Source organism: Pseudomonas fluorescens Q2-87, assembly GCF_000281895.1.
Lineage (GTDB): Bacteria > Pseudomonadota > Gammaproteobacteria > Pseudomonadales > Pseudomonadaceae > Aquipseudomonas > Aquipseudomonas fluorescens_S.
The window spans coordinates 2,029,773-2,049,818 of sequence record NZ_CM001558.1; the positions used below are offsets into that span (position 1 = coordinate 2,029,773).

At 62.4% G+C, this 20,046-nt stretch carries 17 protein-coding genes; 11 read left to right on the top strand and 6 right to left on the bottom strand.

Annotated elements, in window-relative coordinates; translation table 11 throughout:
• Positions 1–44: 44 nt before the first annotated feature.
• On the bottom strand, positions 45–458 hold the full coding sequence (locus PFLQ2_RS18455; RefSeq protein ID WP_003180001.1) for a hypothetical protein: 414 nt from the start codon (positions 456–458) through the stop codon (positions 45–47).
• A gap of 200 nt (positions 459–658) precedes the next feature.
• Entirely contained in the window at positions 659–1,855 is a 1,197-nt protein-coding gene (locus PFLQ2_RS18450; protein ID WP_003180004.1) for a YbfB/YjiJ family MFS transporter, read from the bottom strand.
• A gap of 111 nt (positions 1,856–1,966) precedes the next feature.
• On the opposite strand from PFLQ2_RS18450, the gene PFLQ2_RS18445 reads away from it, so the two are divergent.
• Positions 1,967–2,842, top strand: coding sequence for a LysR family transcriptional regulator (locus tag PFLQ2_RS18445; RefSeq protein ID WP_003180006.1), 876 nt, complete (start codon positions 1,967–1,969; stop codon positions 2,840–2,842).
• Between the two features lie 39 nt (positions 2,843–2,881).
• On the opposite strand, the gene PFLQ2_RS18440 is transcribed toward PFLQ2_RS18445, so the two are convergent.
• Positions 2,882–3,604 (bottom strand): pirin family protein, encoded by a 723-nt coding sequence (locus PFLQ2_RS18440; protein WP_003180007.1) that lies wholly within the window; start codon positions 3,602–3,604, stop codon positions 2,882–2,884.
• Between the two features lie 328 nt (positions 3,605–3,932).
• Here PFLQ2_RS18440 and PFLQ2_RS18435 point away from each other — a divergent pair, with 328 nt between their 5' ends.
• Together PFLQ2_RS18435 and PFLQ2_RS18430 are read left to right on the top strand one after the other, a co-directional pair.
• Positions 3,933–4,883, top strand: coding sequence for a GlxA family transcriptional regulator (locus tag PFLQ2_RS18435; protein ID WP_003180009.1), 951 nt, complete (start codon positions 3,933–3,935; stop codon positions 4,881–4,883).
• Between the two features lie 185 nt (positions 4,884–5,068).
• Entirely contained in the window at positions 5,069–6,550 is a 1,482-nt protein-coding gene (locus PFLQ2_RS18430) for an ATP-binding protein (RefSeq protein ID WP_003180011.1), read from the top strand.
• On the opposite strand, the gene PFLQ2_RS18425 is transcribed toward PFLQ2_RS18430, so the two are convergent.
• Complete coding sequence (locus PFLQ2_RS18425; RefSeq protein ID WP_003180013.1) at positions 6,497–9,301, bottom strand: ATP-binding protein; 2,805 nt, start codon at positions 9,299–9,301, stop codon at positions 6,497–6,499. The two genes, PFLQ2_RS18430 and PFLQ2_RS18425, sit on opposite strands and share 54 nt — an antisense overlap.
• Before the next feature lie 234 nt (positions 9,302–9,535).
• Between PFLQ2_RS18425 and PFLQ2_RS18420 the strand changes: the two genes are divergently transcribed.
• The 8 genes from PFLQ2_RS18420 to PFLQ2_RS18385 all read left to right on the top strand — a co-directional run bounded on the left by PFLQ2_RS18420 (position 9,536) and on the right by PFLQ2_RS18385 (position 18,137).
• On the top strand, positions 9,536–10,357 hold the full coding sequence (locus PFLQ2_RS18420; RefSeq protein WP_003180015.1) for an alpha/beta fold hydrolase: 822 nt from the start codon (positions 9,536–9,538) through the stop codon (positions 10,355–10,357).
• A 44-nt stretch (positions 10,358–10,401) separates the two neighbouring features.
• Positions 10,402–11,349 (top strand): LysR family transcriptional regulator, encoded by a 948-nt coding sequence (locus tag PFLQ2_RS18415; RefSeq protein ID WP_003180017.1) that lies wholly within the window; start codon positions 10,402–10,404, stop codon positions 11,347–11,349.
• Positions 11,346–11,756, top strand: a complete 411-nt coding sequence (locus PFLQ2_RS18410; RefSeq protein ID WP_003180019.1) for a DoxX family protein — start codon at positions 11,346–11,348, stop codon at positions 11,754–11,756. The genes PFLQ2_RS18415 and PFLQ2_RS18410 overlap by 4 nt, the downstream gene beginning before the upstream one ends.
• Positions 11,749–12,375 carry an antibiotic biosynthesis monooxygenase gene (locus PFLQ2_RS18405; RefSeq protein WP_003180020.1) on the top strand — a complete coding sequence of 209 codons (627 nt, stop codon included), beginning with the start codon at positions 11,749–11,751 and terminating at the stop codon, positions 12,373–12,375. The genes PFLQ2_RS18410 and PFLQ2_RS18405 overlap by 8 nt, the downstream gene beginning before the upstream one ends.
• Positions 12,376–12,504: 129 nt before the next feature.
• The gene (locus PFLQ2_RS18400) at positions 12,505–14,343 is read left to right on the top strand and encodes an amidohydrolase (RefSeq protein WP_003180022.1); all 1,839 of its coding nucleotides are present in this window, start codon (positions 12,505–12,507) and stop codon (positions 14,341–14,343) included.
• A 146-nt stretch (positions 14,344–14,489) separates the two neighbouring features.
• On the top strand, positions 14,490–15,119 hold the full coding sequence (ycaC, locus tag PFLQ2_RS18395) for an isochorismate family cysteine hydrolase YcaC (protein WP_003180024.1): 630 nt from the start codon (positions 14,490–14,492) through the stop codon (positions 15,117–15,119).
• 508 nt (positions 15,120–15,627) lie between these two features.
• Positions 15,628–16,920, top strand: coding sequence for a group II intron reverse transcriptase/maturase (gene ltrA, locus PFLQ2_RS18390; protein ID WP_033045965.1), 1,293 nt, complete (start codon positions 15,628–15,630; stop codon positions 16,918–16,920).
• 338 nt (positions 16,921–17,258) lie between these two features.
• Positions 17,259–18,137: a LysR family transcriptional regulator gene (locus PFLQ2_RS18385; RefSeq protein WP_003180027.1), complete on the top strand. Its 879-nt coding sequence runs from the start codon at positions 17,259–17,261 to the stop codon at positions 18,135–18,137.
• A gap of 54 nt (positions 18,138–18,191) precedes the next feature.
• Here PFLQ2_RS18385 and PFLQ2_RS18380 read toward each other — a convergent pair whose 3' ends face one another.
• Positions 18,192–18,668 (bottom strand): hemerythrin domain-containing protein, encoded by a 477-nt coding sequence (locus tag PFLQ2_RS18380; RefSeq protein ID WP_003180035.1) that lies wholly within the window; start codon positions 18,666–18,668, stop codon positions 18,192–18,194.
• Between the two features lie 220 nt (positions 18,669–18,888).
• A complete protein-coding gene (locus PFLQ2_RS18375; protein ID WP_003180036.1) occupies positions 18,889–19,998 on the bottom strand; it encodes an NAD(P)/FAD-dependent oxidoreductase in 1,110 nt (369 codons plus the stop codon).
• Between the last annotated feature and the right edge of the window lie 48 nt (positions 19,999–20,046).

A 20,046-nucleotide genomic window follows, 5' to 3' on the forward strand; every position in this document is an offset into this window, starting at 1 on the left:
CGATGCCGCCTGGCGCTGCGGGATCAAGCTCGTGCGCGATCAGGTCAGGTGTTGTCGCCGTCTTGGATCTCGGCGGGCTGTGCTTCGACTTTCGAGGCGGTCTGGGATGCGGTCATGGTCGTGCCAGTGCACAGCACCTTACCCACTTCGGCGGCTATCGAGCCGTCGATGATTCGGCCCTCCATCTGATCGAATTGAGCTTTTTCCAGCGCCGCGAGGCTGCTGTACATGCCCATGTGACGTACGTTCTGGCTGGCGCAGTCGAGTTCCAGCTTCGTATAGTTGGTGAAGTAGACACCTGATCGCTGTACGGTGGCCTGGATGACGGTGCCGCTGTCGATAAACGAGACGATGGAATACTTGGCGTCCGAATCGTCGTAGAGGTAGTTGATTTTTTGAACGTCCGCAGTCGCCGCGCAGGCAACGGACAATAACGCCAAAGAAATAATGGTTTTCATGCTTTCTTCCATGAAATAAGCAAGTCAGAGAGGGTGATGGCAAAGTGCTAATATTTTGCCTTCACTTGCACTTCAGATCAATTGCGTTAGGTCGCAAAAAACGCCATTGGTCAGGATTCTGGTCATTTGGGGAACTTTATAGATCGGTCTGTCCGATAGCAACAAATGAGCGCATCCCAATTGGGGATGCGCTGGCCAGATCAGGAATATCGACGTTTTTTCAGCCCAGGCATGAGGTCAAGCACCAAGGCAAACGCTATCGCGCCGGCGGCAATCAGGAACAGCGCCGCATGATGGCCGCCGCTGGCATTGAACAGCGCCGAATAGGCGAATCCGGCAAGCGCCTGGAATGTCGCGAACGAAACGGTGGCCCGGCTCCAGGCGACCTGTTGGCGATGAGCGTCAGGCACCAGTTCATGCATGCGGGCCAGGGCCAGGGGCACGATGCCCGGTGGAAACGAACCGATGATCACCGCCAGCAACGCCAACGCCAGGAACGTATGGGAGATCGCCAGCAGGCCGAGGGCAATCGCCTGCACGGCCAATACCAGGCGAATGCTCCTGCGCGCGCCGAGATGGTCGGCCAAGAAGCCATGGCTCACCGGCCCGATAATCGCGCCAAGGCCGTACATGACCCAGACCAGCGCCCCGACGTGCGCACCGGCACCGAGGCCACGGGCTACATAGTCCACCAGGAACACCATCGCCGGCACGAGCCCGGCGGCCATGAACGCATATTGGGCGAATAACCGGTAGACGGCGGCAGGCGTAGTCTCGTCGGGGTCGGTCGCGCTGGATGCCACCGGGGGCAGATCCTGGGGCCAGCCGAACCAGCTCAGCCCGGTCAGCACCAATACCAGGGCACCGAGCCCCAGCCAGGTGGCTTGCAGGCCCAGGCTCAAGAGCGGCGGCACAATCGTGCCGGACCCGGCGATACCAAGGCCGATACCAAGGAAAATCGCCCCACTGGCCAGTCCTTTACGCGCCGCCGGTACATGGGGCAACACGGTCGACGCCACCAGCACCATGATCGCGCCGCCGGCGATTCCCGACAGCAGTCGCCAGGCGAAATACCAGCTCACCGACAAGGGAAAGGCACAGGCAAAGAAGGCGGCCGTGACGGCGAGCATCATCAGCCGCAAGGCATTCTTGCGGCTCAGGCGATGGGCCATAGGCCGGCCGAGCAGGGCGCCGATCAGATAGCCGACCAGATTCGCCGCCCCCAGGTAAACCACGTCATTGGCCGCGAACCAATGCGCCTCGATCAGCTCAGGGATCAACGGCGTATAAGCGAAGCGCGCCAAGCCGATGCTGACGAAGCTGGCGCAGAGGCCGGCGAAGATAGGTAGCCAGATGCCCGAAGGCGGGGATTCGAGCTCAGCGCAGGTGGAGGTCACGATAGCGATCCTGTGAAAGGTTTATGGCGTTCAGCTTATCGGCTATCGTTGCCGCACTAATGCAGCGATTTTGCGACATGGCGATGCAATTCTGCATCGTTCGGAGGCCAGATGAATTGGGATGATGCGCGGGTGTTTCTTGCGGTTTGCCGCGAATCGACCTTGCGCGGTGCCGCACGGGTGCTTGGCGTGGACCAGGCCACCGTCGGGCGGCGTATCACGGCGCTGGAGAAATCATTGGACGCTGCGTTGTTCCTGCGCACTCCTGACGGTTACGCGTTGACGGCGGTGGGCGAAGCGGCGCTCCAGGCGGTAGAGAAGATGGAGCATTCGGCGCTGGAGCTGGAACGGCGGATCCAGGGACTGGATGATCGGTTGATCGGCAACGTGCGTGTCGCCACCACTGATTCCCTGGCCATCGATTTCCTGATTCCGGCCATCGCCAGCCTGCATGCGCGACACCCCGATGTGCGGGTGCAACTGGATGCCTCCACGCAGATCCTCAGCCTGGTCAAGCGCGAAGCGGACATTGCCGTGCGCAATACCCGGCCGGACAACCCCGACCTGATCGCCCGGCGCATCGCGCGTTGGCCGGTGGGGTTGTTCGCGTCCCAGGCGTACATCGACGCCCATGGCGCCCCGCCGCCTGGCAGCGCGTTCGAAGGTCATGACCTGGTGGTCTATCAGCCGTACTTTCAAGGGAGCAAGGACTTTACCCTGGTCTCGGAACCGGTCAGCCGAGGGCGGATCGTCGCGAGCCTGAGCTCCAGCCTGCTGGTGCGTCGTTCAATTGCCGCAGGCATCGGTGTCGGGGAGATCCCCGTGTATATGGGCGAGCGCGATGGGTTGGTGCGGTTGTGGCCGGAGCGCACGCGCCCGCTGCCCTATGAGGTGTGGCTGGTCACCCATGGGGACTTGCGTCACACCGCGCGGGTGCGGGCGGTGATCGATGAAATTGTCGGGATATTTGCCCGTGAGAATGAGTGAATCCTGCGGGAGCGAGCCTGCCCTCGCAGGATGTCAACGTCATGGCATTTGCGGCAATTCCTGTGGCCGCAGGTCAAACACCAGCACCTCGGCATCGCGGCCGTTGCTCAGTGTCAGGGCCTGCTCCTGGCGCACCCGCACGCCGTCGCCTTCCTGAAGCTGCACGCCATTGAGCTCGACGGCGCCTCGTGCCACATGCACATAGGCATAACGATCGGCTGCCAGCGTCAGGGTGGCGCTCTCCTTGCCGTCGAACAGTCCGGCATAGACCCGAGCATCCTGGCGCACCTGGAGCGAGCCATCGGCGCCATCTGGCGAGATGATCAGTTGCAGGCGACCGCGTTTTTGTTCGCGGCTGAAATGCTCCTGTTGATAGCGGGGCTCGGCGCCACTGACGTTGGGCACGATCCAGATTTGCAGGAAGTGCACCCGCTCGTCCGCGCTATGGTTGAACTCGCTGTGGGCCACGCCGCTGCCGGCGCTCATCAACTGGACATCGCCGGGGCGGATTACCGAGCCTGTCCCCAGGGTGTCCTTGTGCTCCAGCGCACCTTCGAGCACATAGGAAAAGATCTCCATGTCCCGGTGCGGGTGTTGGCCAAAACCTTTGCAGGCGGCGACCCGGTCATCGTTGATCACCAGCAGGTCGGAGAAGCCCTGTTCATTGAGGTCGCGGTAGCTGGCGAAAGAAAAGGTGTGGAACGAGGTCAGCCAGCCATGGCGAGCGATGCCGCGGTCCGAAGCTTTGCGAAGAGTCAGCATGATGGTTCTCCTGATGTCTGTGGGCGGCGGCTGGCGCCGTTCGCCGGGTTCAGAAGAAGATTAATGGTTATCCGTGGAAGCAATAAGTAGGTATAAAGCGTAATACTGTCCGCTATAAGTGGACAATCATCGACGCCTACCGACAGTCGCTTCGCTTCGCCATAATGCCAGTGGTCAGTTTGCCGATGAGACTGTGGGAGCGGGCTTGCTCGCGAAAGCGGTGCAACATTCCCTACGATGTAGAATGTGGCCCCCTTCGCGAGCAAGCCCGCTCCCACAGGGGATCATCTGTTGCCTTTAGTTCCCCTGATTTCTGGCGTCGTACCCGATGAAAACCGTTGCAATGGTGCTGTTCCCCGATTTCCTGCTGCTCGACATGGCCGGGCCGCTCGAGGTGTTTTCCATCGCCAACCGTTATCTCGAGCCGGACCAGCGTTACCAGTTGCTGACCCTGGGGACCGAGCGCGGGCCATTGCGTGCCTCCAACGGCGTAACGGTACAGGCCGATATCCATATCGATCAGGCGTGGGCGGCCTATGACGTGTTGCTGGTGCCGGGCGGGCCAGGGGCCTACAACGATCGCCATCCCGGGCTGCACACTTGGCTGCGGGCCGCAGCGCAACGGGCCACGCGCTACGGTTCCATCTGCACCGGAGCCTTTGTACTCGGCGAGGCGGGCCTGCTCGACGGTTACCGCGTCACCACCCACTGGCACTACACAGAACGCCTGATAAAGCGTTTTCCCAAGGCCCGGGTGGAAACCGACAAGATCTACCTGCAGGACCGGCGCCTCATCACCTCCGGCGGCGTCACGGCCGGTATCGACCTGGCGCTGTCTATCGTTGCCCAAGACTATGGCCGCCTGGTGGCGCTGGATGTCGCCAAGGTGTTGCTGGTGGTGATGAGACGCCAGGGCGGGCAGGCGCAGTTCAGCCCTCTGGTGGCGGCCGTAGCGTCCCAAGAATCGGCGATTACCCGGGTGCAGCACTATGTCATGGAGCACCTGGAAGAACCGTTCACCATTGAGCGCATGGCCGCCTTGGCCGCCATGAGTTCGCGGCATTTCGCCCGGGTCTTCGCCCGCGAAGTGGCAATGACGCCCATGGAGTTCCTGCAAGGCGCGCGTATCGACCGGGCTCGCCAGTTGCTGGAAACCACCGATCTGCCCCTCAAGACCGTGGCGTTTCGCAGTGGCTTCGGCAGTGTGCGGCACATGCGTTTCCTCTTCAGTGAAAAGCTTGGCCTGACCCCGGTGCAGTATCGCCAGCAGTTCAGCTGAGCCTTTGTTGTCCGTCCAGGGCACCGTGATGTCCGTGATGCTCCCTGTGCCAGCATTGTTCTGACGCCTGCGCCTGCCAAGATAACGGCGAACCCTCTGGAAAGGATGCGCAGGAGCCAGGGCAGACACGTTCGGTGATCCGCAACGTTGATGCCAGGATCGGTTATTTAGCGCTGGATTGCCCCATGAACAGTCTCATCAAACCCGATAGCGAGCCGGCGGTATGCTTTGGTCCGTTTGCCTTTTACCGGCAGCGGCGCCTGGTGACCCGCGACGGTGAACCCCTGGCTCTGGGCGGTCGGGCCCTGGATATTCTCCAGGTGCTGGTGGAGCACGCCGGTCACTTTGTCAGCAAACAGGCGCTCATTGCCTGCGTCTGGCCCGACAGCGTGGTGGAAGACATCAACCTGCGCGTGCACATCGCGGCGCTACGGCGGGCGTTTGGCGACGGTCGGGACGGCGCCCGCTACATCCTCAATCATCCCGGACAAGGCTATTGCCTGGCGATGGCGCCAGGGAATCCCCGACAATCGGTGCCCCTGCTGGCCGAGCGGCACAACCTGCCCGCGCGCCTGAGCCCGGTAGTCGGACGCGACCTCGTCCTGGGGCGGTTACTCGCCCAGGTGCCCCGCCAATCGTTGACCACCGTGACCGGCCCGGGCGGGGTCGGCAAGACCACCGTGGTGCTGCGGGTGGCGGAACTGCTGCTGGAACACTTTGACAATGGCGCCTGGTTCGTTGACCTGGCCAGCATCCGCGAGCCGGCTCAGGTGTCGGTGCAGATCGCCACTGCGCTGGGCCTGGCGCCGGGGCCTTTATGTGCGCAGCTGGCGAGCGCCCGGTTGTTGTTGGTGCTCGATGGCTGCGAACACTGGCTGCCGGCCTGCCGGGAACTGGCCCGGGAACTGGCGACGACGGCGCCTGGCGTGTCGCTGTTGTTCAGTAGCCGCGAACCCCTGGACTTGCCTGGCGAACAGATTGTGCAACTGCCGGGACTGGCCGTGGCCTCGGCCCTTGAACCCCAGCACCTGCTATTGGCATGCCCGGCGGTGCGGTTGTTGATCGAGCTGGTCGGCGCCCGGCAACAGGGTTTTGCCCCGAATGGCCGCGACGTGTTGAACCTCGCGCGCATCTGTCAGCGCCTGGACGGCTTACCGCTGGCGCTGGAGCTGGCGGCGGCTCAGGTCGACGCCTTGGGGGTGGCCGGCGTTCTGGAGCAATTGGACTATGGGTTGTCAGTCCTCAGCCATGGGCGGCGTACGGCAGTGGCCCGTCATCGAAGTCTTGAAGCCGTGCTGGACGCCAGTTTCGAGCGCTTGAGTGCCGACGAACAGACCGTATTCTTGCGCTTGGCGGTGTTCGAAGAGCCGTTCACCCTGAAGGCGGCACTGGCAGTCATCAGTTGTGCGCAGCTGAGGGTCGAGCAATTGCCTGGCCTGCTGATGCGGTTGTCGAGCCTTTCGCTGTTGATGGGCGAGCCATGTGCCGAGGGGCTTCGGTACCGATTGCTCCACACCACCCGCGCCTATGCCACAGAAAAGCTGAGGCGCAAGGGGGAGTGGCATGTGTACCACCGCCGTTATGTGTTGCAGCAGGCATGGGGCTTGCGCCGGTCAAGGCTCCAGCCGGCAGGCCAGCGTCTTGAGCAGCGCGTCGGCTTCCACTAGGTCGGGGGTGTCGAAACCTTCGCTGAAGCGCCGATAGACCGGCCCGAGCAGCTCCCGCGCGGCGTGGTCCTGGCCCTGACGCTGCCAGAGTCGGGCCAGGGACAGGGCACTGCGCAGTTCCCAGGCCAGGGCGCCATGCTGTCGCGCCACGGCCAGGGCTGCCCGCAGGTGCTCTTCGGCTTGCCCCTCCAAGGCCGGGTCGTTGCGTGCCAGCAAGGTTTCGGCGCTGGCCCGCAGGATCTCCGCCGAGCACCAGCCTGCGGCGCCGCTATGGGCGCGCTCGATTTGCGCCGGGCTGACCAGATCGGCGCGCAGCGTGACGAGAATGTCCTGGATCAGCCCATGTGTCGGGCTCGTTGTCGGGACGTGGCCGTCGAACATGCAATCGTAATGGCAGGCCCAGTCGCGAAACAGCATGACTGAATGCTTGCTGGCCTGCTGCTTCAACAGTTCGAGTCTTTCCCGGGCGGTCGAATGATCGCCGTTGTAGAAAGCGATCACGCAACCGGTAATCGCCAGGGTATAGCAGATCGAGATGCCGTGGTTGATCTGCAGGGCAATCTGCAACGCCAGGTTGGCGGTGCGCCGTGCCTTCTCGGCAAAGCCTTGCAGCCACAGGATGCGCGCCAGGACGGTCAGCGCCGCCACGCTCTGGTCGTATTGCACGCCGAAACCGTGGGTAAAACGGCTGAGATGACCGCTCTGGGCCAAACGCTGGACCACCTGTTCGGCATCGTGTCGGGCGGCACGTTGATCACCGGTGAAGTGCAATGCCAGCACGCGCAGGCGTTGGGAGCTCAACGACGGGACCGGCTCGCCATGCAGCCCCAGCCGGTCGAAATCGAGGCTTTGTTCCAGGGCTCGTCGATAGTTGCCGCAACTGAGATTGACAGTCATCTGCCCGGACACCGCGCGCAGTTCGCCGGCCAAATCCTGGCATTGTCGGGCCAACTGCCGGGCCGTGACGAAGGCGCGGACGGTCGCCGGCGTGCCGCCCTCGGTGTGGTAGTTGAAACTGGCGTGGGCCAGTTCAAGGGCGAGGGTCAACCTTGGGCACGGAGCGGGGCTGGCCCGCAACAAGGCCAGGGCCTTGTTCACATAAAGGCCGTGCTCCTTGAGCAACGATAGCTCCTGCCAGAGGGGCAAGGTGCGGGCGGTCAGGCGGATCGCCACCGCGTGGGAGCCCTGCGGGCCCAATCCCCGATCCAGTGCTGCGCGGATGTCGTCGCGATAGGCCGCATAGCGGGCGATCCACAGGCGCGTCGGGGTGTTTTCCCAGTCTTTTTCCGCCTGCTCCATAAGGGTCAGGCAACGCTCGGCGTGGCGTTCCTGGCTGACCGGCAATTCCCCGGCTTCGGCCAGTTTTTCCAGGGCATAACGGCGGGTGGTGTCCAGCAGGTGATAGCGCACCTCCTCGTCGCCGATTTCCACATTGAGCAGTGACTTGGCCACCAACTGGCTGACCGACACCAGCACCTGGTCGGGGGCGACCTGCTGCCCGACGATCACCGCCGCGGCCGCTGCCAGATTGAAACTGCCCATGAACACCGCCAGCCGCCGCAGGCAGGTCTGCTCGCAAGGGGTCAGCAGCGCGAAGCTCCAATCCAGCGTGGCGTGCAGCGTCTGCTGGCGTGGCGCCGCGTCAGTGTCGTTGTGGAGCAGGGCAACGTTGTCTTGCAGTTGCCGGTGAAGCGCTTGCAGCCCGAAGAGGCCGATCTGCCCGGCAGCCAATTCGATCGCCAGGGGAATGCCGTCCAGACGCTGGCAGATGTCGACCACCAACGGGACTTCCTGATCGGTCAATTCGAAACCGTCGTGGCAGGCCATCGCCCGTTCGGCGAAGAGCTGCAACGCGGGGTACTGCAGGGCAGGGTAGCCCTCGATGCAGGTTCCTCGGGGTGGAAACGCCAGGGAATCCAGGCGCTGCACGTGTTCGCCCTCGGCCCGCAGGCTTTCACGGCTGGTCGCGAGGATGTGCAAGTGAGGTGCGCCGCGCAGCAAGGTTTCGCAGAGCTGGGCGACGGCATCGATCAGGTGCTCGCAATTGTCCACCACCAGCAACAGATGCCGCTCCTTGAGCTGGCGGGCAATGGTGTCCAGCGGATGACCGTCGTGCAGGGGCAGCTCCAGCAGGGCGCACAGGTTGGGAACGATCATCGCCGGGTCGTTGAGCGATGCCAGGTCCAGCAGGTAAGTACCGTCGCGGTAGTGCCCGATCAGTCGTTCGGCAACTCGCAGGGCGACCGTGGTCTTGCCGATACCCCCGGTGCCGACCAGGGTGACCAGGCGCTTGCGCGGCAGTTGCGCGACCAGGTTTTCCACCAGCCCTTGGCGCCCGATGATTCGGGTGCGCCGCAACGGCAGGTTGCGCGCCAATGACGGATGAGGGATGTGCATCAACTGTTCGACGGGCCCCGACGACACCGGCGCGACAAAGCTGTAGCCGCGTTGCGCCACGGTGACGATGTAGCGTTGCCCGGCCTGGCCATCGCCGAGGGCCTTGCGCAACGCCGCGACGTGTACCCGCAGGTTGGTGTCTTCCACCACGCTTTTGGGCCAGACCCGGGCGATCAGCTGTTGCTTGCTTACCACCTCACCGGCGTGCTCCAGCAGCACCAGCAGAATCTCCACCGCGCGCCGGCCCAGGCGCAGCGGTTGCCCGGCCTCCAGCACCAGGCGCTGGCGCGGATGGACCCGGTATGGGCCGAAATGCACCGTCTGTTCGACGGGCACGCTGACGTATTGGCTCATGTCGCTTTCAATCTTCCTGGTCCTGATGCAGGGCTTTACCCGAGCATATTCCTCAGGATTGGCCTCAAGCGCAACGGCGAATGCCTTGCGCAGCCTGTCTTGCGGGTACAGAACCTCGCCACAAAAGCGAAGTTTTAACACTCCCGTCCCGAAAAAATTAACAACGTTTAACTCACGCAAATGCCTCCCGCGGCCAGACCATCAACTCATCCACCCATCTCAAGGAGTCATGTCATGAGCACCTTCACCACCCGCGACGGCACCGAGATCTACTACAAGGATTGGGGCACGGGTCAACCGGTGGTTTTCAGCCACGGCTGGCCGTTGAACTCGGACAGTTGGGAGGCGCAGATGCTGTTCCTCGCATCCAAGGGTTACCGGGTCATCGCCCATGATCGCCGTGGACACGGGCGCTCCAGCCAGCCGTGGGATGGCAATGACATGGACACCTACGCCGATGACCTCGCCGAGCTGATCGAGCGATTGGATCTCAAGGACGCGGTGTTGCTGGGCTTTTCCACCGGCGGTGGCGAAGTGGCGCGCTACATTGGCCGCCACGGCGCGGCCCGCGTCGCCAAGCTCGGCTTGATTTCGGCGGTCACGCCGCTGATGGTCCGGACCGCGTCCAACCCAGGCGGCTTGCCCATCGAAGTGTTCGACGGTTTCCGCCAAGCCTCCCTGGCCGACCGTTCTCAGCTATATAAAGATGTGGCCAGCGCGTTCTTTGGCGCCAACCGACCGGGTGCCAAGGTCTCCCAGGGCATGATCGACTGGTTCTGGATGCAGGGCATGCTCGCCGGCCACAAGAACACCTATGACTGCATCAAGGCCTTTTCGGAGACCGATCTTTCCGAGGACCTGCGCAACATCGACGTGCCGACCCTGGTGGTCCATGGCGATGACGACCAGGTGGTCCCCATCGAAACCGCCGGCATTGCAGCCGCCAAGCTGTTGAAGAACTCGCAACTGCTGATCTATCCGGGCGCGCCTCACGGCCTGACCGATACCCACAAGGACCGGTTGAACACCGACCTGCTGGCGTTCATCCAGGGCTGAGCAAGTTCGCTCCCACAGGTTCGGCATTAACAGGAATAGCATCCATGAACCGCAACGACCTGCGCCGCCTCGACATGAACCTGCTGGTGATTTTCGAGGCGCTGATGTTCGAGAAAAACCTGACCCGTGTCGCCGAAAAGCTCTTCATGGGCCAGCCGGCGGTGAGCGCGGCGCTGGGACGCTTGCGCGATCTGTTCGATGATCCGTTGTTGATACGCCACGGCCGCGGGATGGAACCGACCCCGCGAGCCATGGCGATCCTGCAAGAGCTGCAACCGGCAATGGACACGATCTCCGGCGCGGTCAGCCGCGCCAAGGCGTTCGATCCGTCCACCAGTTGCGACGTGTTTCGCATCGGTCTGTCCGACGATGCCGAATTCGGCCTGTTTCCACCGCTGCTGACCCAGCTGCGCGAAGAAGCGCCGGGCATCATCGTGGTGGTGCGCCGGGCCAATTTCCTGCTGATGTCATCGCTGCTGGCCAGCGGTGAAATCAGCGTCGGCGTCAGTTACACCACCGACCTGCCGGCCAATGCCAAGCGCAAGAAGCTGCGGGACATCCCTTGCAAGGTCCTGCGTGGCGACAAGCGCCCGGGGCCGCTGACCCTGGACGAATACTGCTCGCGGCCCCACGCCATGGTTTCGTTTTCGGGCGACCTGAGCGGCAACATCGACCTGGACCTGGCGCGCATCGGCCAAACCCGCAAAGTGGTGCTGGCGGTGCCGCAATTCAGCGGGCTGCGGGCCTTGCTGGCCGGCACTGAGCTGATTGCCACCGTGCCCGACTACGCCGCCTGCGCGCTGGTGGAGGGCTGTGCGCTGCGGGCCGAGGATCCGCCATTCGAGATCAATGCGGCCGAGTTGTCGATGGTCTGGAGCGGCGTGCATGACAACGACCCGGCCGAGCGCTGGCTGCGCTCGCGCATTGCCGACCATATGTCCCAACCGCTGCCGGCAGCCGCCTCGGCGGACCCAATCGGAGCTCACCGATGAATACCGATGAACGCCGCATGCAGGACCTGGGCTTGCTGTTCCTGCGCATGAGCGGCGCGCTGTTTCTGCTGTGGGTCCATGGCTTGCCCAAGCTGCTCAACTACAGCGTCGAGCTGACTCGCATCGAAGACCCGTTTCACCTTGGCGCCGCGCCTACGCTGATCCTGGCGATTTTCGCCGAGGTGCTCTGCCCGCTGCTGATCATGGCCGGCGTGCTGGTACGCCTGGCGTGCCTGCCGATCCTGTTTCTGCTGGCCGTTGCCCTGCTGGTCGTGCACCCGCAGTGGAGCTTGGAAGAGGGGCAGTTCGGCTGGTTGCTGCTGATCATATTTACCAGCGTCTTCATTGCCGGCCCTGGGGGCCTGGCACTGAACACGCGTTTTGTTGGAGTGCTTCGCCATGTCTGAATCCCAAACCCTCGAATCCACTGTGCGCCCGGCAAAGCCTGGCCCCGACGAAATCGTCACCCTGGTGGTCAAGCACCGGGTCAAGGCCGGGCAGGACGCGGCTTATGAAGCCTGGTTGCGTCGCATCGTCGGTGTGGCCGGCCAATGGCCCGGGCATCTGGGCGTGGATGTGGTCCGGGGCAAGCAGGGCGGTCTGTCGCTGTTCACCTGCGTGCTGCGCTTCTGCTCCACCGAGGCCATGCAACGCTGGCTGGATTCCCCCGAGCGCCGCGAACTGATCGAAGAGGCCGCGCCGCTGCTGGCTGACGGCGACCAGACCGAAGTCGCGCCGCTCAAGGAGTTCTGGTTCACCCCGCTGGCCGATGCAGCCACGCCACCGCCGCGCTGGAAGCAGTCGGTGGTGACCCTCTTTGTCATCCTGCCGCACACCTTGTTGGTGCCGCTGATCTGGGGGCCGTTGCTGCAACTCAACGGGTTTCTTTCCAACTACGTGGTGGCGACGTTCCTCATCACGCTGACCATCGTGCTTTCGGTGGTGTACGTGTGCATGCCCCTGGCGACCCGTCTGTTCGCCCCTTGGATGGAAAATTCCAAGGCCCATGAACATCTGGAGCCCTAAGCATTACCGAGCCGTCATGACAAGCACTGTTGTGGTGAGGGGATTTATCCCCGTGGGTTCGCGAAGCGAGCCCTTCAAATGCCACCGCTCATTGATTCATCTGCACATCCAACGTCAAAGGTAACCCCGATGAACGCCGATCTGATTCTATTCAATGGCCAATTCCACACCGTTGACCGGGAAAATCCCCGGGCCAGCGCCGTCGCCATCAGCCAGGGCAAATTCGTTGCCGTGGGCACCGACGCCGAAGCCATGGCCTTGCGCGGCAGCGGCACCCAGGTCATCGACCTCAAGGGCCGCACCGTCATTCCCGGGCTCAACGACTCGCACCTGCACCTGATTCGCGGCGGCTTGAACTACAACCTGGAGCTGCGTTGGGAAGGCGTGCCGTCCTTGGCCGATGCCTTGCGCATGCTCAAGGACCAGGCCGACCGCACGCCGACGCCGCAATGGGTGCGCGTAGTGGGCGGCTGGAACGAATTCCAGTTCGCCGAAAAGCGCATGCCGACCCTGGAAGAACTCAACCAGGCCGCTCCCGACACCCCGGTGTTCGTGTTGCACCTGTATGACCGCGCCTTGCTCAACCGCGCCGCGCTGCGCGTAGCCGGTTACACCCGCGACACACCGAACCCACCAGGCGGCGAGATCGTGCGCGACAGCAAGGGCGAACCTACCGGCATGCTGGTGGCGCGACCCAACGCGATGATCCTTTACTCGACGCTGGCCAAGGGGCCGAAGCTGCCCCTGGAATACCAGGTCAACTCCACCCGCCAGTTCATGCGTGAACTCAATCGCCTGGGCCTGACCAGCGCCATCGATGCCGGCGGCGGCTTCCAGAATTACCCGGACGATTACGCGGTCATCGAGCAATTGGCCCGCGAGCAGCAGTTGACGGTGCGCATCGCCTACAACCTGTTCACCCAGAAGCCGAAGGAAGAACTCAGCGACTTCAAGAACTGGACCGGCAGCGTCAAGTTGCACCAGGGCGATGATTTCCTGCGGCACAACGGTGCGGGTGAAATGCTGGTGTTCTCGGCGGCGGATTTCGAAGACTTCCTCGAGCCGCGTCCAGACCTGCCGCCGGGCATGGAGCAGGACCTGGAACCGGTGGTTCGCCATTTGGTAGAGCAACGCTGGCCGTTCCGCCTGCACGCCACCTATGACGAATCCATCAGCCGCATGCTTGATGTGTTCGAGAAGGTCAACCGCGACATCCCGTTCAATGGCCTGCCGTGGTTCTTCGACCATGCCGAGACCATCACGCCGAAAAACATTGAACGCGTGCGGGCCCTGGGCGGTGGTATTGCGATCCAGGACCGCATGGCCTTCCAAGGTGAATATTTCGTCGACCGCTACGGCGCCAAGGCCGCCGAAGCCACGCCGCCGATCAAACGCATGCTGGCCGAAGGCGTGCCGGTGGGCGCAGGCACCGATGCCACCCGCGTGTCCAGCTATAACCCTTGGACTTCGCTGTATTGGATGGTCAGTGGCCGCACCGTTGGTGGCCTCTCGCTGCACGAAGAGGGCCTGCCACGCCTGACCGCACTGGAACTGTTCACCCATGGCAGCGCCTGGTTCTCCTCCGAGCAAGGCAAGAAAGGCCAGATCAAGGTCGGCCAATTGGCGGACCTGGCGGCCCTGAGCGCGGATTTCTTCAGCGTCGAGGAAGAAGCCATCAAGTGGATCGAATCGGTGCTGACCGTGGTTGACGGCAAGGTGGTCTATGCCGCTGGCGACTTCGAAAAACTTGGCCCTGCCAGCGTTCCGGTGCTGCCGGACTGGTCGCCGGTGGTCAAGGTCCCAGGCCACTGGCGCCCGACTTCGCCGTTGCAGGCGCAGGTCCACCAGTGCAGCGGCCCTTGCACCGTTCACTCCCACAGCCATGAACGAGCGCGGCTGTCGAACGTTCCGGTCAGTGATTTCCAAGGCTTCTGGGGCGCGTTTGGCTGCTCCTGCTTTGCCTTCTAACTGAGCACAAACACCTATCCCCTGTGGAGCGGGCTCGCCCGCGAATGCGCACTGACATTCAGCATTTTTGTCAACTGACACACCGCTTTCGCGAGCAAGCCCGCTCCCACAGGGGTTTTGTAATATCCATCCCAAGGAGTCATCCCATGAGCAACGTTCCCGCCTACAACCGCTTGAACAAAGACGATGCAGTGGTCCTGCTGGTCGATCACCAGACCGGCCTGATTTCCCTGGTCCAGGACTTCTCGCCGAACGAGTTCAAAAACAACGTGTTGGCCTTGGCCGACCTGGCCAAGTTCTTTGGCCTGCCGACCATCCTGACCACCAGTTTCGAAAAAGGCCCCAACGGCCCGATCGTGCCGGAACTCAAGGAAATGTTCCCGGATGCGCCGTACATCCCGCGTCCAGGCCAGATCAATGCCTGGGACAACGAAGATTTCGTCAAGGCAATCAAGGCCACCGGCCGTAAGCAACTGATCATCGCTGGCGTGGTGACTGACGTCTGCGTGGCGTTCCCGACCCTGTCGGCGCTGGCTGAAGGTTTCGACGTGTTCGTCGTCACCGACGCCTCGGGTACCTTCAACGAAACCGTGCAACAGGCCGCCTGGGTGCGCATGACTGCCGCTGGCGCGCAAATGATGAACTGGTTCTCGGTGGCCTGTGAGCTGCACCGCGACTGGCGCAACGACATCGAAGGCCTGGGCAACCTGCTGTCCCAGCGCATTCCGAACTACCGCAACCTGATGAACAGCTACTCGGCGCTGACGGCCAAGTAAGCTGCTCTGCTGGATGACACCGATGCCCGCCAATGTGCGGGCATCTTTGTATCGTGCGCCCAGCATGGGCGCAATCTTGTGGGTGAGAGTCCCGCCGTAAGCTGACCACAGCGAACGAAGTGAAGCGCAACTGTATGAGGGCGACCGAGTGTGGGGAGGAAGCGTGAATCGAAACCGTGAGCCGATGAACAAGAACCGGATACAAGGCGAAGCCGATCAGGGCGAGCGAGCGATAAATCGCGAAGCTCTTGTGGTCAAGGATCAGGCTGCGTAAATCCGGCGGTTGTGCGGGGAAGGATTGCGTTCTTACCTGGGGAGATCTCGCCTTGTGCCTGAAAGGGCGACGGCGCCAGCCGGAGCGAGAAGTCAGCAGAGGCCGTAGTAGTCTTTTTTTTTTTTGACGAAGGGCTGAACGAGAGAAAGCGTTATAGGCCATGTTGATGTGAACGACCGGAAGTCAGATGCCTGCCAAACGCGGGGCGGATGTGAGGACGCGAGCGGTGAAGCCGTGAGAAGCCCCGTCAGCGACGAGGTCAATCGCCCGCAAGATGAATCCGACAACGCAGGGCAAGGGCTGCTGGATCGGGCCTTTGCGAGAGAAAACCTGAAGCGGGCATGGAAACGGGTCAAGGCCAACAAAGGTGCAGCAGGTGTGGATGGTTTGGACATTGAACAGACTGCCAAGCATTTGCTGAGCCAATGGCCGACGATTTGTGAACAGCTTATTTCAGGAGCCTACCGGCCCAGTCCGGTAAAGCGTGTGGTAATTCCCAAACCTGACGGCGGCGAACGCGAGTTGGGCATTCCAACGGTCACTGACCGGCTGATCCAACAAGCACTGCTGCAAGTTTTGCAGCCACTGCTCGATCCAACTTTCAGTGAACACAGCTACGGCTTTCGCCCGGGGCGCAGTGCGCAGGAGGCCGTCTTAGCGGCTCAGCGCTATGTGTCTTCAGGACGCAAAGTGGTGGTGGATGTTGATCTGGAGAAGTTCTTCGATCGGGTCGACCACGATATTTTGATTGATCGTTTAAGCAAGCGGATTGCGGATCGGGCGGTTATCCGTCTGATTCGGGCGTATCTGGATGCGGGAACGCTGATCAATGGCGTGGTCGAGAAAAGCCGCTGCGGGGCGCCGCAAGGCGGCCCGCTGTCGCCGTTGCTGGCAAATGTGCTGCTGGACGAAGTGGATCGGGAGCTTGAACGCCGGGGCCATTGCTTCGTGCGCTATGCCGATGATGCGAATGTGTATGTTCGCAGCCGCAGGGCCGGGCAGCGGGTGATGGCTTTGCTAAAGCGCTTGTATGAAAAGCTGAACTTGAGCGTCAACGAGAGCAAGAGTGCGGTAGCGAGTGCATTTGGTCGCAAGTTTCTGGGATACGCCTTCTGGGCATCTCCACAAGGCGTCAAAAGAGCAGTGGCGGTCAAAGCACGCAAGCGGTTCAAACAGCGGATACGCGAACTCACCCGTCGCTCAGGCGGTCGCAGTATGCGACACGTTGTCGAGAACTTACGGCCTTATCTCTTGGGCTGGAAAACTTACTTTGGGTTATCGCAAACACCGAAGGTCTGGCGAGAGCTGGACGAATGGATACGACGCCGACTGCGAGCGATCCAACTTAAGCAATGGCGGCGTGGACCGACGATCTATCGCGAACTGCGGGCCTTGGGGGCCAGCGCCCAAACCGCACGGAAAGTGGCGGCTAACTCACGTAGTTGGTGGCGTAATAGCCGCTTTGAGCTTAACCGAGTGCTGGATGTGGCATGGTTCGACAGGCTGGGTCTGGTGCGACTCTCATAACCTCAATCTCTCGAACCGCCCGGTGCGGACCCGCATGCCGGGTGGTGTGGCAGGGGAGCGGCCTATGAAGGCCGCCCCCTATGCCGATTGGCAAATGACCTGTGGGGATCTATTCCTGAACCCGTGGCGAGGGGATTTAGCGAAACGTCGCACCGCCCCGCTGGGCTGCGAAGCAGCCCTAAAGCCTGCCAACCCGGTGTGTCAGAATGGCCACTTGATTCAGTGATTGGGTCTGCTGCGCAGCCCAGCGGGGCGGTGCGACGTTTCGCTAAATCCCCTCGCTACAGGTTTTGTATTCGGCCTGGATGTCTAAATAAAGCCCCACCCATGGAATGACAATGAACCCCTTCGAAGAAATGCGCATCTTTGTCCAAGTCATGGAATCGGGCAGCTTCACCGCTGCGGCGGACAAGCTGGGGTTGTCCAAGCAGTTCGTCAGCCGCAAGCTCATGGAACTTGAGCAGCGACTGGGGGTGCGCCTGCTCAATCGCTCGACGCGGCGGCTGGATGTCACGCCCTTGGGGCAGCGCTATTACGAGGCGGCGCTACGCCTGCTCAGCGATGTCGAACAGGTGGAGCAGGGCATCAGCGGCCAGACCAGCGAGCCCCGCGGGACCATTCGCCTCAGCGCGCCGCTGTCCTTCGCGGTGGCGCACCTGGGTAGCCTCTTGCCAGCTTTTTTGCAGCGCTATCCCGACGTCAGCGTAGAGGTGGACCTGAGCGACCGCTCGGTGGACCTGCTTGGGGAAGGCTATGACCTGGCGCTGCGCATCGGCGTGCTGGAAGACTCGACGCTGATCGCCCGGCGCATCGCGACCATCGAACGGGTGTACTGCGCCAGCCCGGCCTACCTGGCACAACGTGGCAAACCTGCGCGGCCTGAAGACCTGCGCCAGCACGACTGCCTGCCCTATGGTCACAGCCGTCAGGTCCAATGGCGTTTCGGTGGGGCCGGCAAACCGGTGACCCTGGAGGTCGCAGGTCGCATGCGCGCCAATAACGGCGATTTGCTCAGGGACGCCGCCATTGCCGGCATGGGCGTCACCTACCTGCCGACATTCATCGTCGGCAATGCCTTGAAAGAGGGGCGGTTGATCAAGGTATTGGAGGGGTTCGAGACCGAGCCGTTGGCGCTATCGGCGGTGTACCCGCAACATCGGCAAAGCTCACGCCCGGTGCAGGCGTTGGTGGAGTTCTTACGCGAACAGATGCGTTAAATGCCCGAACGCCTTCAGCCGCCATCTGACGGCTGAAGCGTTGACAGCACCGGATCAGGCGGCGAGGTTGGCGCTGCTCAGTTCTTTTTTGTACTGCGCTTTCAGGGTTTCCATTTGTTCACCCAAGGCATCCAGTTTTGCCTTGCCCAGCACTTTCTTGGCTTGCGGGAACATTTCCTTTTCTTCTTCTTCGATGTGGTGCTCCAGCAGCTCCTTGACCACTTTCACCCGGCCGGCGAATTCAGGCTGGGACGGGTCAGTGGCTTTCAGGTCGGGCAACACCAGTGAATCGACGGTGCGGTGTTCTTCCTTGGCTTCGTAATACATTTCAGCCTCTTCCTTACCGCCTTCCTGTTTGAAGGCGGGGTAGAGGATTTCCTCTTCCAGGCGGGTATGGATGGTCACTTCCATTTCGAGCTTGGCCAACAGCTCGGTGCGCTTTTTGACGGCGCGGTCAGTGGACTCGCTCAATTGAGCCAGAATGGCTTTGACGCGTTCATGGTCGGCTTTCAACAGATCGATGGCGTTCATGTGCAGCTCCTGGCAATTCACGGATGCGGGCAGGCTTCAAGCGCCGACGCCGCGTAGGAGGTAAATTGCATCAGCCGTGCCAGCCGGGGCTCTAGATAAATGCTTTTAAAAACAGTGTGTTGGAGTTAGCTGGATTTTCCTTCATCGTGCAGCCTGCATGACGGTGCAAGAAACGCCCTTGCACTTTGCGCTGCCCGGGCGTCCCGCGTGCGAGGTCGTGCTAAGTGCTTTCGATCAATTCCCGTACCCGCACGGCAATCGCCAGGCAGGCGGTCAGCCCTGGCGATTCGATGCCGAACAGGTTGATCAATCCTGGCACCCCATGCTCGGCCTGGCTGTCGATGCGAAAGTCGCGCGAGGGCTCGTCGGGCCCGCCGATCTTCGGGCGGATGCCGCTGTAGGCTGGTTGCAGGCTCTGGTCCGGCAGGCCCGGCCAGTAATTGCGAATCGCTGGGTAGAAGGCGGCGGCGCGGGCGGGGTCCACTTGGTAATCCTCCCGGGTAACCCATTCGATATCCGGACCGAACCGGGCCTGGCCGGCCAGGTCCAGGGTCATGTGGATGCCCAGGCCAGCGGTTTCCGGCGCGGGGTAGACCAGATGCCGGAACGGCGCACGCTCGGCCAGGCTGAAATAGTTGCCCTTGCACAGATAGGCATCGGGTACCGATTGCGGCGCCAGGCCGTCAATGCGACGGGCGAGGGCGGGCGCCTGGAGACCGGCGGCGTTGATCAGTTGGCGGCAGGACAAACGCATCTGCGCCGTGCCGCCCAATGTCAGCGTGAAACCATCGGCGGTAGCCTGGGCCTCCAACAATGGCGTGTGGAACGCGACCTGCGCACCGGCCGCTTCGGCATCGCCCTGCAACGCCAGCATCAAGGCGTGTGAATCGACGATACCGGTGGACGGCGAATACAACGCGGCGACACACGCCAGGGCGGGCTCCTTGTCCAGCGCCTCTGCCTGATCGAGCAACCGCAGGTCGTCCACGCCATTCGTCAGGCCCCGTTCCAGCAGCGCCTGGAGCCCGGCTACCTGCGCCGCGCTCGTGGCGACGATCAACTTGCCGAGGCGGCGGGTCTCGACGCCGTGGCGTTCACAATAATCGTACAACCTGCGCCGTCCTTCGACGCACAGCTGCGCCTTGAGGCTGCCCGGTGGGTAATAAATGCCGGCATGGATGACTTCGGAATTGCGCGAGCTGATGCCCGTGCCGATGGCGGCGCCCGCTTCGATCAGCAGCACCTCCCGGCCAGCGCGGGCCATCTCCCGGGCCACGGCGAGCCCAACGACGCCCGCGCCTACCACCACGCATTCAAAATCGACGTTCAACCTTTTATCTCCTCCCGGGCCGGTAAGTTGGCCGATCTCAAGGATAGC

What these genes read in the sequence shown, in the direction of transcription:
- PFLQ2_RS18455 (WP_003180001.1), bottom strand. Translation starts at nt 458, where the DNA reads ATGAAAACCATTATTTCTTTGGCGTTATTGTCCGTTGCCTGCGCGGCG.
- PFLQ2_RS18445 (WP_003180006.1), top strand. Translation starts at nt 1,967, where the DNA reads ATGAATTGGGATGATGCGCGGGTGTTTCTTGCGGTTTGCCGCGAATCG.
- PFLQ2_RS18440 (WP_003180007.1), bottom strand. Translation starts at nt 3,604, where the DNA reads ATGCTGACTCTTCGCAAAGCTTCGGACCGCGGCATCGCTCGCCATGGC.
- PFLQ2_RS18435 (WP_003180009.1), top strand. Translation starts at nt 3,933, where the DNA reads ATGAAAACCGTTGCAATGGTGCTGTTCCCCGATTTCCTGCTGCTCGAC.
- PFLQ2_RS18430 (WP_003180011.1), top strand. Translation starts at nt 5,069, where the DNA reads ATGAACAGTCTCATCAAACCCGATAGCGAGCCGGCGGTATGCTTTGGT.
- PFLQ2_RS18425 (WP_003180013.1), bottom strand. Translation starts at nt 9,301, where the DNA reads ATGAGCCAATACGTCAGCGTGCCCGTCGAACAGACGGTGCATTTCGGC.
- PFLQ2_RS18420 (WP_003180015.1), top strand. Translation starts at nt 9,536, where the DNA reads ATGAGCACCTTCACCACCCGCGACGGCACCGAGATCTACTACAAGGAT.
- PFLQ2_RS18415 (WP_003180017.1), top strand. Translation starts at nt 10,402, where the DNA reads ATGAACCGCAACGACCTGCGCCGCCTCGACATGAACCTGCTGGTGATT.
- PFLQ2_RS18410 (WP_003180019.1), top strand. Translation starts at nt 11,346, where the DNA reads ATGAATACCGATGAACGCCGCATGCAGGACCTGGGCTTGCTGTTCCTG.
- PFLQ2_RS18405 (WP_003180020.1), top strand. Translation starts at nt 11,749, where the DNA reads ATGTCTGAATCCCAAACCCTCGAATCCACTGTGCGCCCGGCAAAGCCT.
- PFLQ2_RS18400 (WP_003180022.1), top strand. Translation starts at nt 12,505, where the DNA reads ATGAACGCCGATCTGATTCTATTCAATGGCCAATTCCACACCGTTGAC.
- ycaC (WP_003180024.1), top strand. Translation starts at nt 14,490, where the DNA reads ATGAGCAACGTTCCCGCCTACAACCGCTTGAACAAAGACGATGCAGTG.
- PFLQ2_RS18385 (WP_003180027.1), top strand. Translation starts at nt 17,259, where the DNA reads ATGAACCCCTTCGAAGAAATGCGCATCTTTGTCCAAGTCATGGAATCG.
- PFLQ2_RS18380 (WP_003180035.1), bottom strand. Translation starts at nt 18,668, where the DNA reads ATGAACGCCATCGATCTGTTGAAAGCCGACCATGAACGCGTCAAAGCC.